This is a genomic window from Lentzea sp. NPDC020367, assembly GCF_044387305.1.
GTDB lineage: Bacteria > Actinomycetota > Actinomycetes > Mycobacteriales > Pseudonocardiaceae > Lentzea.
Genome location: NZ_JBIRVV010000013.1, coordinates 110,615 through 126,921, shown reverse-complemented (window position 1 = coordinate 126,921; position 16,307 = coordinate 110,615). Strand labels below are relative to the sequence as shown.

The window sequence follows — 16,307 nt, the reverse complement described above, 5'->3', positions numbered from 1 at the left end:
GTCCCTCGGCCCGCCCCGGTGTCGCCGGCCACGTTGGTTCGACGGTCGAGGCCACCCGCGGGTGGCCTCACAGCCGGAGCACCGTTGCCGCCGGGCATCGCGGTGCCGCCCAGTTGCGGAGTGCGCGAGACCGGTCCGCCCGCGGCGGCCGGAGCGGTTGACCGGACGGGATCGGAAGTCCCACCAGGCAGCGAGGATGGCGCTGTCGCCCGGCTGCCGGTCGACGACGAGGAAGTGGACGGCGAGGACGTGCCGGTCGAACTGCCGCGGTTGGAGACGGGCGCGGAAGAGTCGATCTTCCGCATCGAGTCGCCCACGGACCGCTCGGTGTCACGAGTCGCTTGTGCGGTGGCCTTCGTCTTGGCGCCGGCGTTGTCCGCGGCCGTCGCGGCCATCTCCGCCGACGTGCGGGCGGTGCCGATGGCGCGGTCCGCGTGTTGCATTGCGACCTGGCCGAACACGCCGGCGCTACCGCCGCTGGCGTTGATGTTCAGCATGCTCGAGACGTTGCTGCGAACCTGGTCACCGCGGCTGGTGATCTTGCTGCCGAGGTTCTCGACCGCGTCGGGGTCCATCCGGGTGCCACGACCGCCGACGCTGCCCGCCGACGAGGACGACGACGATGGCGGCGGGCTGCTGCGGTGGTCACCGCCGCTGCTGCCGTGGTGCGACGAGGACGATGACGGGCCTCGCTGACGTCCGGTCATGCGATGCTCGTCGCCAGGTCGTCCGGCTGAGCTGACAAGTTGTTCCCCCAGATGCGTCTTGTCTGCTCGGCAGAATGCCACATCCGGCCGGGCCGCACCCGAGAACCGCGAGTGTCGGCGATCGGGCCGCTCCCGCGACGCGTCCGGCACAGCTGTGGAATTCTCGGGACGTGGTGTCGAGCGCGAGGTCGGGGTGCGGGTGAAGGCGTGCGGAGAGTGGATGTGAACCATCCGACTGACAACCCGAGCGCGCGCATCGACGCGATCTTCGACGGCGTCTGCGCGAACGGTCTGCGTCGCGGGTCCGTGGCAGGCGCGTCCGACGACCAGATCGACCAGATGGCCGCGGACCAGGGCGTGGAACGCGTTCCCGAGGCGGTGCGCCAGGTTCTGCGCATCATGGGTGTCCGATCAGGACTGTGGCTGGCCGGCACCGCGTTCGGGGTCGACGCGATGACCGCCGAACGCAAACGGCACGTCGTCGCCACGCTCAACGGCCTCGACCACGAACTGGCCGACCCGCGTGGCCTGCTCGCTCTCACGGCGCACCAGGGTTATGCGTACCACGTCGTCGACGGCGCCGACCTCGACCAGGACGACCCGCCCGTCTGGGACGTCGTCGAAGGTGAAGGCGCACGCAGGGCTTGGGGCAGCGTCAGCGACTGGTTCGCGGACACCGCGCCCAACGTCGCCGATCTCCGCGACATGTTGGAGATGATGGAGGAGATGGGCAAGCAGCCGCCGAAGTGGGCCGAGTTCGTCGAGACGCGCCAGTCGTGACCGTTTTCCCGTTGTGCGGCAAGGAGTGAGGGACGTGCAGTTCGACATCGCGATCGACGGGAACGAGGCGTTCCGGATCGAACCCGGCACGGACGCGACGACCGCGCGGTACGAGACGGTGCTCGGCGCCGCGGTGTGGCGTGTCACCGAGGAAGGCGCGGCACCGACCGAGCTGGATCCGTTGCAGAGCAACGTGAGCACCGATCGGTTGGTCCTGCTCCGCGAGCTGTCCCCGCTGCCCGGCGCGTGGCCGCAGTACCCGTCGCTGCCTGCCGGCGACACGATGCCGCGCACCAACACCTCGATCTTGGGCCGTGTCGAAGAAGCCCTCGTCGCGCACGCTCCGGAGGGCTGGCAACAGATCGAGCTCCAGTGCCGTGCGCTCGGCCGCCGCATGGAGGTCGAGGCGACGGTCACCGTCGATGGCACCACCCACGTGTGGGCGCCGCCGGTGATCGTCAGCCAGTGGCTGCACCGATTGCGGTTGCGGGACTTCCGCAACAGCCTCGGCACGTGGTTCGCCGCGGGCTTCACCTTCGTCGCGGGAGGGGAGACCACGCGCCAGTTCTCGATCGAGGGCCAGCCGGAGTGACTGCTCTCGCCGGGCTACGGCGCCGCGCTCCAGCACGCCGCCGACGAACTGCGACTGCTGCCGAGGCGGCCGGAAGCCGTGCCGGACTGGATGTGGCACGCCGCGGGCAAGATCCAGCAGACCGGCCGGGTCAGCGCGCTCGAACCGCGGCAGCAGGAGACCCGGCTCGAACTGGCGCGCCCCTTCGACGTGATCGAGGACGGCAAGGGCACCTGGTACCGGCCGATGATCGGTTCCAGGGAACAGGTTCTGGTGCTGCGCTACCTGGAGAGCGCTCCTGTCGTCCTGTCGTCACGCGGCTCCGCGAAGGACCTCTTCACCGGCGGTGACGACCTGGTCGTACCGCTCGCCTACCGGACCGACGGCCGCTGGGTGTGGCCCGAGAGCGTGTCGTACCACCTGCGCGAGCACGAGATCCCGCCGTCGATGGAACTGGTCGACCACATCCGCCAGCAGCGCTACGAGATCCCCGTCGTGCCGGAGATCGCGAAGGCCCGCGCGGCCGCACTCTCGATGGGCAGGCCGTTCGACGAGAAGCAGGTCGAGGCCGCGTTCCGCAAGGCACTGGCCCCACTGCTGCTGGTGATCACCCGCGTCCAGACCAGTCCGCGCTTCTACAGCCTGGAAGGCCACCGCGACCAGTCGTGGTGCCTGGTCCGCGATGGCGACTTCTACGAGGTCTACTGGGCCGAGGGCGACCGCAGGGACAAGCGCGAACGGTTCGCGGACGTCCGCAACGCCGTCACCTACCTGACCGGCCAGCTCATCGAGAACCAGGACGCGCTGCGGTTCGAGGTCGACGAGGAACTGCCGGCCTGGCAGTCGCCGTACCAGGTGACCTCCGAGCACGACCCGCGGCTCGACACGATGACAGGCGTGCGGCTGACCCAGGTCGAGGACCTGTTCGTGCACCGCTACGGCGATCCCGGCGGCAACCTCGCCTACGAGAGTCCGATCGAGTCGGATCGTGAGCACCACCTGTACCGCCTCAAGGGCCCGTGGACCCTGATCACCGCGGTCGACCCGACCGGCGTCCGCGCCTACGTCCTGCCGAAGCCGTTCGTCGAGTACCCCGACCACATCGACGACTTCACCCTGCACCCCGGTCTGCCCCCGGTCTCGGACTCCCTGCGCGACCAGGCCCGCCGCCAGGTCCCCGACTCCTGGCTGTGGTGCGCAGACCCGGAGGTCAACCCGAACTACATCGAGGGCATCCCGGACGCGACGCTGTTCGGCGCGTACGCGGTGAACGCGGACGGCGAACTGACCGGCGAGACCTACCTGAACCCCAACTACCGTCCAGGTCCGCAACGGCGAGGCTTCCCAGAACCCTTGGCGGACCTGGACGTGGTGCTCGGCTACGTCGCGTCCGGCTGGGCGCCGCAGCAACGCCTGCTGACGGCGACGCTCGAGGCGAACCTGATCGCGGAGACCGACGGCCAGGGCAACCTGCGCATGGGCGTCACGCCGGACGGACGCCGCTTCATCGCGGTGTGGACGGCACCGGGCCACCTGCCGCAGGATGCCGCCTCACCGATGGAGACCACGGGCCGCGAACTGACGCCGGTGCTGGCCGGCGGCGTGCTGGTGATCAACCCCGGAGGTCAGCTCGGCGTGGAGTTGCCGGGCGACGACCTGATCGCCGCACTGAACGCCTGACGACGGCGCGCTGCAGCGGCGGACAAGACAAAGGGGGCCCGGCCGAATCGGCCGGGCCCTTTCGTCCGAGCACCGTGACTACGGCCAGTGCGAACAGCAGTGCCCTCCAGCTCTGGGACAAGCGGTGGACAAGGGCGTGCCACGGGCCCCGGTCGTGCGGGGCTACGCCGGGTTCTCCGCGACGGCGAGGTAGTCCGTGTAGATCTGCGGCGAGCCCGAGAACGAGGCGAGCTGCTTCCACTCCTCGTACATCTGCTTGGTGTCGCGGTGGGCGGCCGCGAACTCCGCGGCCTCGCCGGTGGCGATGTCGGGCTCGGGGTAGAAGACGTCCAGAGCGTCCAGGCTCGCGATCTCCATCATCATCACGTACTGGTCGAGGCGGTTGCCCCGCTCGCCCTTGAGCACGTGGAACCGCCAGTCCGGGTAGTCGTCGATCCGGTGGTGGTTCTCGGCGATGAAGCGGTCGAACATCTCCTCGGTCACACCGGCGCGCAACGCCAGGTTGTGGATCCCGACGACCCTGGCGACGGGCTCCTCCCCAGGGCGGTCGCGGTAGCGGGGGCCGGGCGTGACCGTGCTCCGCGGGTTGTCGGCCAGCAGCCGGTAGTCGGTGAACAACGTGGGCAGCTCACCGAACGTGCCCAGCCGCCGCCATCGCGCCAGCACGGCCTCCGCCTCGGGATGCCCCTCCCAGAACAGCCGAGCCAACTCGGTCTGCTCACCCCTGGCCGTGACGTAGCGGTCGCGCTGCTCGGCGCTCTCGATCTCGTACAACATCAGGTACTGCCCGGCCCGCTCCCCACGCAACCCGCGCAGCAGAGTCCACCGCCACCCCGGGTACAAGGGCAGGTGAACGCCTTCACCACGCACGAAGGCCTCGAACTCCTCCGGCGTGACACCAGCCTCCGTGTCGATGGCGATGTACTGAAAGGTGAACACCGACGAGCGTCCCATTACGTCCAATCCTCGGTCCGGAAAGGGAACGCGCGTCCGACGAGCACGACTCCCCTGCACCGCATCCTGCCAGCTGCTGCCGGCCCAGGAAGGCGTCACCGAGCTGACCGTGGGCACGGTCGAAACAGCAGGAAGGGCCGCCACCGAGATGGTGACGGCCCTTCCTGAACGCTGTTCTGTCGGTAGCTACGAGGCGCAGATCTGGATGGTGCCCCCGGCAGGATTCGAACCTGCGCTCCCGCCTCCGGAGGGCGGTGCTCTATCCCCTGAGCTACGGGGGCTCGAAGAGCGCCCGTAGCTACCAACGTGGAAGATCCTAGCGCATTCGCGCGACTGTGTTTCACACCCACCCCCAGCGGCGGTGGAGCGTGGCCTTCGTCACCACTGTGTGGGAGTGGGAATAGGCCGGATTGCACTCATGCGCATATCGCTATATGTTCCGAAGCATGGGTCATGGCCACGGACACGGATCGGCGTCGGCTAGCGGGCAGCACGCCGGCAAGCTGTGGATCGCGTTCGGCATCGGCGCGGTCTTCATGGTGGTGGAGTTCGTCGTGGGGTTCGCGACGTCCTCGCTCGCCCTGATCTCCGATGCCGCGCACATGCTCACCGACGTGCTCGGGGTCGGGATGGCGCTGGCCGCGATCATGGTGGCCGCTCGGGCCAAGGCCGGGAAGAACCGCACGTTCGGGTTCTACCGGGCCGAGGTGCTGGCCGCGCTGGCCAACGCCGTGCTGTTGTTCGGGGTGGCGGGCTATGTGATCTACGAGGCGGTCGGGCGGTTCCAGGACCCGCCCAGCGTGCCGGGGTGGCCTGTCCTCATCGCGGCGACGCTCGGGCTCGCGGCGAACCTCGTCAGCTTCAGCGTCCTCAAGGAGGGCGCGAAGGAGAGCATCAACGTCAAGGGTGCGTATCTCGAGGTGCTCGCTGACCTGATCGGGTCGGTGGGTGTGCTGATCTCGGCGCTGGTGACGATCACGACCGGCTGGACGTACGCGGACCCGATCATGGGTGTGCTGATCGGCGTGTGGGTGTTGCCGCGGACGTACAGCCTCGCCAAGAACGCGCTGCACATCCTGTTCCAGCACGCGCCGGAGCGGTTGGACGTCACTGAGATGCAGAAGGCGCTCACCCAGCTGCCCGGGGTCACGGAGGCGCACGACCTGCACGTGTGGACGCTCACCAGCGGTATGGAGGTGGCTTCCGCTCACCTCACGACCGCGGAGAACGCCGACCACGAGAACGTGCTGAAGGCCGCTCAGTCGTTGCTGGCGACCAGGTACCACATCGAGCACGCGACGTTGCAGGTCGAGGGTGGCACGTCAGCGCAGCGGTGCCGGGAGCTTTCGTGGTGAGCCCGGCAGGTCGCGGATTCCGTCCTTAGTGGACTGCGCGCCGGTTCGTGACGGAACGACAGGCGTGCGTGGTTGTGGCACCGCGACCCACACTCGGCCTCGTTCGAACGGCACCACAAGAGCCTCCCCAGTCACTGCGGACGAACCGTCAAGATCTCATCGAAGTATGTCTTAAAGGGATAGATCCTTTCAGGTGAACGGGAAAGGCCGCGTTCCGTGACGGAACGCGGCCTTCCTCAGTACAACGTCGGTCAGTTACGCGTTACAGCCCAGCGCACTGTCCTGCCTTCGGCCCCTTCACGTCGTTCGCGAAGCCGTTGTTCGACGGGTCGGGGGTGTTGCCGGTGCAGGACAACGGGCCGCCGACCGAGGTCGCCGCCACCACTGACCTGGTCTTGTTCGACGTCAGTGACACAGGGCCACCAACCGTCGAGTTCTCGACCGCGACTTCGGTCGTGGAACCGTGCACCGACACCGGACCGCCCACGCGAGTGCCCACGAGCACCACGGAGGCCGCGTTCGCCGCCGACAGCGGGCCCTTGATCTCTCCGCCGAAGACGTAGAGCGTGGCACCGCTCGCGACGGTCACCGGGCCGTTCACGGTGGCACCGTCCACATAGGTCACGCCCTTGACCTGCAGCGGACCGTTGACGGTGCCGGTCACCGTGGTGGTGGCCGCCGGCAGCGGCTTCGACATCAGCTCGAACTCGGCCAGGGCCACGTCGCCGGAGAACTCCAGCCGGTAGAAGTTGTACCGGCCAGGCGACGCGATCTTGAACGAGCGCGTGTACTGCTGCCACTGGAAGTTCTCACCGGAACGCTTGTCGACCGTCGACCACGTCTTGCCGTCGTAGGAGCCCTTCAGCTCCCAGGCGGAGGGCGACGTGCCCGTCTTGGCGTTGGTCAGCGTGTAGAACTCCGCCTTCTCCTTCACGTCCGCGGCCTTGAAGTCGAACGAGCGAACCACCGCGGAGGTCGAGGAGTTGTTGTCCACCAGAGCAGCGGTGGACACACCGGCAGCCACGTCGCGCAACGGCGTCGGGACCGCGTCACCGGTGGTGATCGAGTCCGGCACGTCGTTGACGCCCGTGCCCCACTTCGACGGGTTGGGGCCCATGTCGAAGTCGATCGTGGCACCGGCCGCGAGCACGTCGTGCGGCAGCGACGTCTTGTTCCACGCCTTGCCGTTGACCTTCACGCCCTGCACGTAGACGTTCTTCGCGTTGTTCTTCGGCGCGTTGATGACGAGCTTCTTGCCGTTCTCCAGCTTCACGGTCGCCTTGGTGAACAGCGGCGAACCGATCGCGTAGGCCGGCTTGCCCATCTGCAACGGGTAGAAGCCCAGCGACGAGAAGAGGTACCAGGCCGACATCTCGCCGTTGTCCTCGTCACCCGCGTAGCCCTGGCCCTGCTGCGAGCCCACGTACAGGCGCGACAGGATCTCGCGCACCTTCTCCTGGGTGCCGGAGGGCTTGCCCGCGTAGTTGTACATGTAGGCGATGTGGTGCGACGGCTGGTTGGAGTGGCCGTACTGGCCCATCCGCACGTCCCGCGCCTCGATCATCTCGTGGATCACGCCGCCGTAGCCGCCGGGGAACTTCGCGGTCTCCGGCAGGGTGAAGAACGAGTCGAGCTTCTGCGCCAGCTTGTCCCGCCCGCCGTACAGGTTCGCGAGACCCTGCCCGTCGTGCGGCACCGTGAACGCCATGTTCCAGCCGTTCGTCTCGGTGTAGTCGTAGCGCCAGTCCTGCGGGTTGTACTTGGCAGGGTCCTCGACGCGCCACGAGCCGTCGACGTTGCGGTTCTGGAAGAACTCGATCCGCTTGTCGAACGTCAGCACGTAGTTCTGGGCGCGGTTGAGGAAGTACTCGTACTCCTCGGCGTACCGCTTCTCGCCCGTCTTCTCGTGCAGCGCCTTCGCCATCGACGCGATGCCGAAGTCGTTGACGTAGCCCTCGATCGCCCACGACCACGCCTCGTCCAGCTGGTCGTTGCCGGTGTAGCCGAGGAAGATCGAGCGGTCCATGCCCTTGCGGCCGACGTTGTTGCTCGGCGGCACGACGGACGCGTTCTTGATCGCGGCGTCGTAGGCGGCCTTGATGTCGAAGTTCGACACGCCCTTGAGGTACGCGTCGGCGAACGCCACGTCGGAGCTCGTGCCGGTCATCAGGTCCGCGTAACCGGGGGAGGACCAGCGCGAGATCCAGCCACCGTCCTTGTACTGCTGGACGAAGCCCTCGGCCATCTCACCCGCCTGCGACGGGGTGAACAACGAGTAGGCGGGCCAGGTCGTGCGGTAGGTGTCCCAGAACCCGTTGTTGACGTAGACCTTGCCGTCGACGATCTTCGCGCCCGTCTGCGTGGGCGTGCTCGGACCGGTCGCCGGCGCCACCGGGGACGCGTACTTCGTCTTGCCGCCGACGTTCTCGAAGCCCGAGTTCGGGTAGAGGTAGAGGCGGTACATGTTGGAGTACAGCGTGATCAGCTGCTCTTCGGACGCGCCCTCGACCGAGATGATGCCGAGGATCTTGTCCCACGCGGCCTGCGCGCGGTCGCGCACGGCGTCGAACGTGTCGGACGCCGAGACCTCCTGCTCCAGGTTGGACTTCGCCTGGTCGACGGAGATCAGCGAGGTGGCGATCCGCAGCTCGACGGTCTTGTCGCCGAACGAGAAGTAGCCGCCCACGTTGTCGCGGCCCGCGCCGGTCAGCCGGCCGCTCGCCGTGACCGCCTTGTCGACCTTGCCGTAGACGAACAGGCGGGTCGCGCCGGTGGAGAGGCCGCTCTTGACGTCCGAGTAGCCCGTGACGACACCGGAAGCGGCGTCGAGGGTGACACCACCGAGGTTGTTCACGTTGTCGAACACGAGGTTCTTCTGGCCCGCGTCGGCGAACGTGAACCGGAAGACCGCCGCGTGGTCGGTCGGCGCGATCTCGGTCTTCATGCCGTTCTCGAACGTCACGCCGTAGTAGTGCGCCTTGGCGATCTCGTTCTCGTGCTTGAACGGCAGCGAACGCAGCGCGCGGTCCTGGGTCGGCGCCTTGTCCGAAGGCATGACCTGGAACGTCTGGCGGTCACCCATCCACGGGCTGGGCTCGTGGGACGTCGTGAACGCCTGCAGCGTCGGCAGGTTCTGCGCGTTGTTGCGCTGCGCGTACTCGTACAGCCAGCTCTGCGAACCCGCGTTGGTCATCGGGGTCCAGAAGTTGAAGCCGTGCGGCACCGCGGTCGCCGGGAAGTTGTTGCCCCGCGAGAACGAGCCGTTCGAGTTCGTGCCACGCGTGGTCAGCACGTAGTCGGAAGGCTTCGCGTACTGCTTGGTGACGACGTCGCCGATGCGGATGTCGTCGAACCAGGCACCGAACTCCGTCGGGCCCTTCGGACCGTCGTAGGCGACCAGGATCCGCTTGATCGTCTTGCCGGCCGCGACGGCGCCGATCGTGGACGCCACCTTGTTCCACTGGTTGGCGTACAGGAACTTGCCCGCGCCCTGACCCTGCGGCGACAGCGTCGCGCCGTGCTGGTCGACCGCCTTGAGGTCGCTCAGGTACGTGCCGTCGGAGAACGCCAGGTCCACCGTCGAGTACGTGCTCGGGTAGTTCAGGTTGTCGTTCACGAAGTCCGGGAAGATCATGTACGACAGCTCGGTCTTGGCGTTGACCGGCACGTTGACGTCGAAGACCTTGTTGTAGCTGTACGCCCGGCCCTCGGTCGTGTGCTTGCCCTGGGCGCGGAACGCCTTGATGCCCGTCCAGCCCGCACGCGACTTGGACGTGTAACCGCCCGTGGGGCCGGCGCCGACAACGCTGCGCATGTTCGGCGCGACCGGGGTCGTGGAGCCGTCGGAGAGCTGGACCTCGGCGAGCTGCACGATGTCCGTGGGGCCGGCGTTCAGCGTGATGTCGAGCTTGTACCAGGTGAACGCCGCCGGCGAGGCGATGTCGTAGGTCTTGGTCTGGAAGCGCTCGGCGAACGTCTCACCGGTGCGGGTGTCGACCACGGTCCAGTCGGTGCCGTTGTTCGAGCCCTGCAGCGTCCAGTTCTTCGGGTCGCGCTCCGGGGCGTCGTTGGCCGAGGAGAGCGCGTACTTCTTGATCGTCTGGGGGCCCTTGCCGGTGAAGTCGAACGTCGCCCAGCCCGTGGTGGCGAAGACCAGCCACTTGGAGTTGATGTTGAGGTCGTTGAGGTTGGCCGCGACCTCGTTCGACCCGACGTTCTCACCGTTGGCCTGCACCGTCGCCAGGTCGGCCACGTTGCCGGGAATGCCGCTCGTACCGTCCGAACCGATCACACCCGCCGACTTCGGCTTGCCCGCCGCGTCGGTCTCGACGGTGTTCGACCACGACGGTTGTGGTTGACCGTCCTCAAAGGACGACGAAAAACCCACTCCTGGCTCCTCTGGTGCGGCGGCCGCGTAGCCGTTGGTGACGCCACACACCAGTGTCGCAGTGATCGCAACGCTCAACAGAGTTCTGGTTCGTCTCTTCCCCAGTTGCCTCATTGCAACCCTTCCGCCGCCTAGCCCTGCCCCTTTTGGGTGGGAGCGTTTCGGCACGTGACATCGTTGTCAAGGGACAAGACGGGAATTGTCGCGCAACCTGTCTTCTCAACAGTTGCGCGCACGGGCAGTCGATCAAGATCTAGAATCGGCCGGTGAGCGACCGCAAGCCGCCAGAGGTGGGTACACCAGCGGGCATGCGCGTGCTCAACCAACGCGCTGTGCTCGATCGGTTGCGCCGTCTGGGTGCGGCCACGCGGCCCCGGATCGCCAAGGACACCGGACTGTCCAAACCCACCGTCGGGCAGGCGCTGGTCGATCTCGAACGCCACGGCCTGGTGCGCCCGACGGGCCGCACCACCACCGGTCCTGGACGTTCCGCGGTGGTCTACGAGCCGAATCCCTCCGCCGGGTACGTGCTGGGCGTCGACATCGGCCGCGAACGGATCCGGGCGGCGCTGGCCGATCTGGGCGGGTCCGTGGTGGCCCGCGTGGACGTGCGCAACCGCAGCCGATCGGCTGCCGCCCTGGTGCGCACCGTGACCGACCTGGCCGCACGCACGGTGGCGGACGCTGGGATCGCTCTCACGGACGTCGTGGTGAAGGTGATCGGCAGCCCCGGCGTGATCGACCAGCGCTCGCGGGTCGTGCGGCACGCGCCGCAGCTGCCCGGCTGGGAGTCGCTCGGTGTGCTGGACGGGCTGGAATCGGCGCTCGGGCCCGTGATGGTCGTGGAGAACGACGCGAACCTGGCCGCGTTGGGGGAGCACGTCTACGGGGCGGCCAAGGACGCACGCGTGTTCGTGTGCGCGACGGTCGGCACCGGCGTCGGCATGGGCATCGTCGTGAACGGCGTGCTGTTCCGCGGCGCGCACGGGGCGGCCGGCGAGGTCGGTTTCCTGCCGTACGGGCAGTCCGCTTCGGACGTCCGTCGTGGACAGTTCGAGGACGCGGCGTCGGCGGGATCCGTTGTGGAGCTGGCACGGGAACGCGGGCTGACGGCGCGCTCGGCCCGTGAGGTCTTCGGTCTCGCACGCAAAGGCGACGATCAGGCGTTGGAAATCGTGCGGCTGGAAGCGGAACGGCTCGCGTTCCTCGTCGCCGCCGTGGCCGCGGTGATCGATCCGGAACTGGTCGTGCTGGGCGGTGGCGTCGGGTCGAACGTCGACCTGCTGCTCGCGCCGCTGGAGGCGACGCTGCGCACGATGACCCCGCTCGCGCCCCCGATCGTGGCGGGCTCGCTGGGCGACGGCGCGGTGCTCTCCGGAGCAATCGCGATGGGCCTTGAGGCCGCACGTGAATTGGTCTTCGAAGTTACTCTCTGAGAGTAGTTGAGTAGCTCTCACCTGGTGATTCACTCAATTGTCGTAACTGTTAACGGCGATATGTGGCTTAGCGTTACCGGCACCTCCACCTGGAGGGTTGTGTCCTTCCGTTGCAAGGGGAGTCGGTAGGGGGATGCGGGGGACGTAGCCCCCTACCGGCCGTGCACTGGGCAGGTGCCGCGCCCGCACCACCATCAGCCTGCCCAGTGCAGCAACGGGACTACCGGGGCGTCGGGCGGTGGACGTTCTCCGTCGTCGACTCGTGGTGGGTGGAGTCCGCGATCCACGCCCCCGGGATGGACGCGTCGAGCACGCCGTCCTCCAGCCACGTGTAGTCGCCGTCGAGGACCTGCCTGGCCAGCACCACGTCGCTGTCGTCGGTGTTCTTCCAGAGCTTCTCGAACAGCTCGTCGACCCGGACCCGCGCCTGCTTGGCGAACGCGTCCGCGAGCGCCTGCGCGTGGGGGTTCGAGTCCTGCGCCGCCCGCACGCACGCGGCGCTGATCGCGAACAGTTCGGCCCCGATGTCCACGATCCGGCTCAGGAACCGCTGCTTGCGCTCCATCTTCCCCTGCCACCGCGACATCGCGTAGAACGTCTGCCTCGCCAGCTTGCGCGCCGACCGTTCGACGAACCGCAGGTGCTTGGCCAGCGGCCCGAACTCCGTGTAGCCGGCCGGGGTCTGGCCCTTGCCGACGACGAGCGTGGGCAGCCATTTGGCGTAGAACCCGCCTGCTTTCGCCGCCGCCTTTATTTTCGCGTTGCGGTCGGCGTCCGGGTCGATGATGTCGCCGGCCACGGACAGGTGCGCGTCCACGGCCTCGCGCGCGATCAGCAGGTGCATGATCTCGGTCGAGCCCTCGAAGATGCGGTTGATCCGGAGGTCCCGCAGGACCTGCTCGGCCGCGATGCCGCGTTCTCCGCGCGCCGCCTGGCTCTCCGCCGTCTCGTAGCCGCGGCCGCCGCGGATCTGGACCAGTTCGTCCGCCACCAGCCAGGCCTTCTCGGACGCGTAGAGCTTCGCGAGGGCGGCCTCGATGCGGATGTCGTGCTTGCCCGCGTCCGCGAGCTCGGAACTGAGGTCCAGCACGGCTTCCAGCGCGTACGCGGTCGCGGCGATGTAGGCGATCTTGCCCGCGACGGCCTCGTGCTTGCCGACCGGCAGACCCCACTGGATGCGCGAACCCGACCACTCGCGGGCGATCTTGAGGCACCACTTCGCGGACCCGGCGCAGAGGGCGGGAAGGCTCAGCCGGCCGGTGTTCAGGGTGGCGAGCGCGATCTTGAGACCGGCGCCTTCCTTGCCGATGACGTTCTTCTTGGGCACCCGGACGTGGTGGAACCTCGTCACGCCGTTCTCCAGGCCGCGCAGGCCCATGAACGCGTTGCGGTTCTCGACGGTGATGCCCTCGGCGTCGGCCTCGACGACGAACGCCGTGATGCCCTTGTCCGGCACCTGGGCCATCACGACCAGCAGATCAGCCACGACACCGTTGGTGGTCCAGAGCTTCACGCCGTCAAGGATGTAGTCGTCGCCGTCGGGTTTCGCGATGGTGCCGAGCCGGGCCGGGTCCGAGCCGACGTCGGGTTCGGTGAGCAGGAACGCGGTGATCTCGCCCTTGGCGCACCGGGGCAGGAACTCCTGCTTCTGCTCGGGGCTGCCGAACATCGCGACGGGCTGTGGGACGCCGATGGACTGGTGCGCCGACAACATGGCGCCGATCGCGGGGCTGGCGGAGCCGACGAGCATCAGGGCCTTGTTGTAGTAGACCTGGGTCAGCCCGATGCCGCCGTACTCGGGCTTGATCTTCATGCCGAACGCGCCGAGGTCCTTGAGGCCCTTCAGGACGTCGTCGGGGATCTGGGCGTCGCGTTCGATGACGGTGTTGTCGATGTGGGACTCGGTGAACTTCCGGAGCTTCTCGAGGAACGCCTCGCCGCGGGCGCGGTCCTCGGCGGTGCCGCTCGGATGCGGGTGGATGAGGTCGATGCGGAAGTGACCGAGGAAGAGCTCCTTGCCGAAACTCGGTCGCTGCCAGCGGGTTTCCCGTGCTTGTTCGGCGACCTGCCTGGCCGCGCGCTCGTCGACGGTCATGGGTTACCTCCCAGTAGGTGTGACCCACGTTACTCGGGGGTATGCGGATGTCCACCTGCTCGCGGGGTGAAACCAGGTAACGGAAGGCTGCCCTTTCCGGGGCGGCCTCGCGCACTACAGCCAGCCGCGCCGAGCGGCGAGCTGACCCGCCTGGAACCTGCTTCGCGCCCCCAGTCGTCCCATCACGCCGGCCATGACCCGCCGCACCGACCGTGCAGAGGTGCCCAGCCGTGCCGCCGCCGCGTCGTCCGTGGAGCCGGCGGCAAGCAGGCGCAGCACGGTCCGTTCTTGTTCTGTCAGCCCGTTCTGCGCCGGAACGTCGGCGGCCATCGCGCTCGCCCACAGGTGGTCGAACCACGCGGCCAGCAACGCGACCGTCTCCGGCGACGTGATGGTCACCGGAGACGCGCCCGGCACCACCGCGACGGCCGCGTCGCACAACACCAGTCCGGACGGCAGCCCCGCGTAGGTGCGCACCTGGTCGTGCCCCCGCAGGAAGGCGGGCACCGAGGTGCGGTCCACGTCGTCCGGGTACAGGACGCGCACCGGCGTCCCGCGGGGCAGCAATCGGACGTCCACCAGTTCGTCCGCGTCACCCGACATGCACAGGTCGATCCGGGCCTGTGCTCGCATCAGCACTTCCTGCACGTTGTCCATGTGGAAAGGCTATAAAGCCGCCCGGGACAAAACCTGCAGACGACCTGCACGGCACCTGCACGCGTTTGTCCTGATCCGGCCACGGCGTTTCCGGACGTGCGGAAACCCTTGTCCCGCAGCGGATTCGCCCGGCAAAGTTCACCCCACGATGTTCCTGATCGAACGAAATCTGAAGTGCGAAATCAATGCGGACGCGATCGAGCGGTCACAGCTTCTGAATCCTCGGATTCGCGTCGACGAAAAAGGTTCCCAGGTCGTGGCGATGGTGTCTGCCGCGACGAGGGAACAAGCCGAATCGATCGCCACGGAAATCTTGGGAGATTAGTCATGCGCGGAATCAAGCCGGTGCTCGCCGCCGTCGTCGCCAGCATCTCGCTCGCCCTCATGCCGATCGGGGCCGCCCAGGCCGCCCCGGCGACGCCGAGCTTCGGAGCCCAGATCGACCCGTACTCGCCGTACGACGGCCAGTCGACGTGCGAGGCCAGCGCCAAGGCCGGCCCGATCGGGGTGCGCGACCTGCTCAACGCCACCTACGGCACGCACACCGCGGGCATCAGCCGCAACTGCGACGGCAGCGTCAGCGAGCACCACGAGGGACGGGCCCTCGACTACCACTTCAACTACTTCGACGCCGCCGACCGCGCCAAGGCCGACGACTTCCTGAACTGGGTGCTCGCCTCCGACCAGCACGGCAACACGCACGCCATGGCCCGCCGCCTCGGCGTCATGTACATCATCTGGGACAACAAGATCTGGGAGGCCTACCGGCCGAACGCGGGCTGGCAGCCCTACTCCGGTGACAGCCCCCACCGCGACCACATCCACATCAGCTTCAGCTGGTCGGGCGCGCACAAGCAGACGTCGTGGTGGACGCAGGCCGCACCTCAGGTCGGCCGGATCGGCGCCGTCGTCAACGGCACGCTGAACGTCAAGGAGGGCAACCTCTTCTCCGCGTGGGTGCCGCAGATCGGCAACGTCGCGAAGTTCGAGATCGACGGCGACCGGATCGGCGTGCTCACCACCGGCGGCGAGGTGCTGGTCAAGGACGGCGACCTCTACTCGCCGTGGGTCTCGCAGGTGGGCGGTGCCAAGGACTTCCACCTCGCCGGTGACCGGATCGGTGTGCTGCGCAACGACAACACGCTCGCGGTGAAGGACGGCACGCTCTACGCCTCCTGGACCGAGCAGACCGGCAACGTCAAGGACTTCGACCTCACCCCGAACCGCCTCGGCGTCGTGTTCACCGACGGACTCGCGAGCGTCAAGGAGGGCGACCTGTACGCGGGCTGGGTCAACCAGCTCCCCGGCGCCAAGGACATCGAGCTGGCCGGCGGCCGCATCGGCGTGCTGCGCAACGACAACTCGCTGGCCGTGAAGGACGGCACGCTCTACGCCGCCTGGACCGAGCAGACCGGTGACGTCGCGAACTTCGAACTGACGGGCAACCGCATCGCCGTCGTCTTCGGCAACGGCATCGCGAGCGTCAAGGAAGGCGACCTGTACGCGGGCTGGGTCAACCAGCTCGGTGGCGCCAAGGACGTCGAACTGTCCGGTGACCGCATTGGCGTGTTGCGCAACGACAACACGTTCGCGGTCAAGGAAGGAACCCTCTACTCCTCCTGGACCGAGCAGGCGAGCCCCGTCACGCAGGCCGACCTCACCCACCGCTGACCACCACCTCGCAG

12 protein-coding genes and 1 tRNA gene are annotated in these 16,307 nt (G+C 67.8%); 8 read left to right on the top strand and 5 right to left on the bottom strand.

Annotated features, from left to right (window positions below; all coding sequences use genetic code 11):
* Positions 1 to 84: 84 nt before the first annotated feature.
* The 4 genes from ACH413_RS38075 to ACH413_RS38060 all read left to right on the top strand — a co-directional run bounded on the left by ACH413_RS38075 (position 85) and on the right by ACH413_RS38060 (position 3,738).
* Positions 85 to 696 carry a hypothetical protein gene (locus ACH413_RS38075; RefSeq protein WP_360043995.1) on the top strand — a complete coding sequence of 204 codons (612 nt, stop codon included), beginning with the start codon at positions 85 to 87 and terminating at the stop codon, positions 694 to 696.
* A gap of 233 nt (positions 697 to 929) precedes the next feature.
* Complete coding sequence (locus ACH413_RS38070; protein WP_360043998.1) at positions 930 to 1,487, top strand: hypothetical protein; 558 nt, start codon at positions 930 to 932, stop codon at positions 1,485 to 1,487.
* A 34-nt stretch (positions 1,488 to 1,521) separates the two neighbouring features.
* Positions 1,522 to 2,079 (top strand): hypothetical protein, encoded by a 558-nt coding sequence (locus ACH413_RS38065; protein WP_360044001.1) that lies wholly within the window; start codon positions 1,522 to 1,524, stop codon positions 2,077 to 2,079.
* 78 nt (positions 2,080 to 2,157) lie between these two features.
* Positions 2,158 to 3,738, top strand: coding sequence for a type VII secretion system-associated protein (locus tag ACH413_RS38060; protein WP_360044004.1), 1,581 nt, complete (start codon positions 2,158 to 2,160; stop codon positions 3,736 to 3,738).
* Positions 3,739 to 3,900: 162 nt separating this feature from the next.
* Here the strand turns inward: ACH413_RS38060 and ACH413_RS38055 are convergent, their stop codons facing one another.
* A complete protein-coding gene (locus ACH413_RS38055) occupies positions 3,901 to 4,677 on the bottom strand; it encodes a hypothetical protein (protein ID WP_360044007.1) in 777 nt (258 codons plus the stop codon).
* Positions 4,678 to 4,898: 221 nt separating this feature from the next.
* Positions 4,899 to 4,973 (bottom strand) — tRNA-Arg (locus ACH413_RS38050).
* Positions 4,974 to 5,138: 165 nt separating this feature from the next.
* Here ACH413_RS38050 and ACH413_RS38045 point away from each other — a divergent pair.
* Entirely contained in the window at positions 5,139 to 6,047 is a 909-nt protein-coding gene (locus tag ACH413_RS38045; protein WP_360044010.1) for a cation diffusion facilitator family transporter, read from the top strand.
* 262 nt (positions 6,048 to 6,309) lie between these two features.
* Here ACH413_RS38045 and ACH413_RS38040 read toward each other — a convergent pair whose 3' ends face one another.
* Positions 6,310 to 10,548 (bottom strand): GH92 family glycosyl hydrolase, encoded by a 4,239-nt coding sequence (locus ACH413_RS38040; protein WP_360044013.1) that lies wholly within the window; start codon positions 10,546 to 10,548, stop codon positions 6,310 to 6,312.
* 152 nt (positions 10,549 to 10,700) lie between these two features.
* On the opposite strand from ACH413_RS38040, the gene ACH413_RS38035 reads away from it, so the two are divergent.
* Positions 10,701 to 11,870: an ROK family protein gene (locus ACH413_RS38035; protein ID WP_360044015.1), complete on the top strand. Its 1,170-nt coding sequence runs from the start codon at positions 10,701 to 10,703 to the stop codon at positions 11,868 to 11,870.
* Between the two features lie 220 nt (positions 11,871 to 12,090).
* On the opposite strand, the gene ACH413_RS38030 is transcribed toward ACH413_RS38035, so the two are convergent.
* Entirely contained in the window at positions 12,091 to 13,965 is a 1,875-nt protein-coding gene (locus ACH413_RS38030) for an acyl-CoA dehydrogenase family protein (protein WP_360044017.1), read from the bottom strand.
* A gap of 114 nt (positions 13,966 to 14,079) precedes the next feature.
* On the bottom strand, positions 14,080 to 14,622 hold the full coding sequence (locus ACH413_RS38025; protein ID WP_360044020.1) for a helix-turn-helix transcriptional regulator: 543 nt from the start codon (positions 14,620 to 14,622) through the stop codon (positions 14,080 to 14,082).
* A 148-nt stretch (positions 14,623 to 14,770) separates the two neighbouring features.
* Here ACH413_RS38025 and ACH413_RS38020 point away from each other — a divergent pair, with 148 nt between their 5' ends.
* Together ACH413_RS38020 and ACH413_RS38015 are read left to right on the top strand one after the other, a co-directional pair.
* Positions 14,771 to 14,947: a hypothetical protein gene (locus tag ACH413_RS38020; protein WP_360044023.1), complete on the top strand. Its 177-nt coding sequence runs from the start codon at positions 14,771 to 14,773 to the stop codon at positions 14,945 to 14,947.
* 2 nt (positions 14,948 to 14,949) lie between these two features.
* Entirely contained in the window at positions 14,950 to 16,293 is a 1,344-nt protein-coding gene (locus tag ACH413_RS38015; RefSeq protein ID WP_360044026.1) for a hypothetical protein, read from the top strand.
* Positions 16,294 to 16,307: the final 14 nt, after the last annotated feature.

Coding starts and splice junctions, on each gene's coding strand:
- ACH413_RS38045 (WP_360044010.1), top strand. CDS start 5,139: ATGGGTCATGGCCACGGACACGGATCGGCGTCGGCTAGCGGGCAGCAC.
- ACH413_RS38040 (WP_360044013.1), bottom strand. CDS start 10,548: ATGAGGCAACTGGGGAAGAGACGAACCAGAACTCTGTTGAGCGTTGCG.
- ACH413_RS38030 (WP_360044017.1), bottom strand. CDS start 13,965: ATGACCGTCGACGAGCGCGCGGCCAGGCAGGTCGCCGAACAAGCACGG.
- ACH413_RS38025 (WP_360044020.1), bottom strand. CDS start 14,622: ATGGACAACGTGCAGGAAGTGCTGATGCGAGCACAGGCCCGGATCGAC.
- ACH413_RS38020 (WP_360044023.1), top strand. CDS start 14,771: ATGTTCCTGATCGAACGAAATCTGAAGTGCGAAATCAATGCGGACGCG.
- ACH413_RS38015 (WP_360044026.1), top strand. CDS start 14,950: ATGCGCGGAATCAAGCCGGTGCTCGCCGCCGTCGTCGCCAGCATCTCG.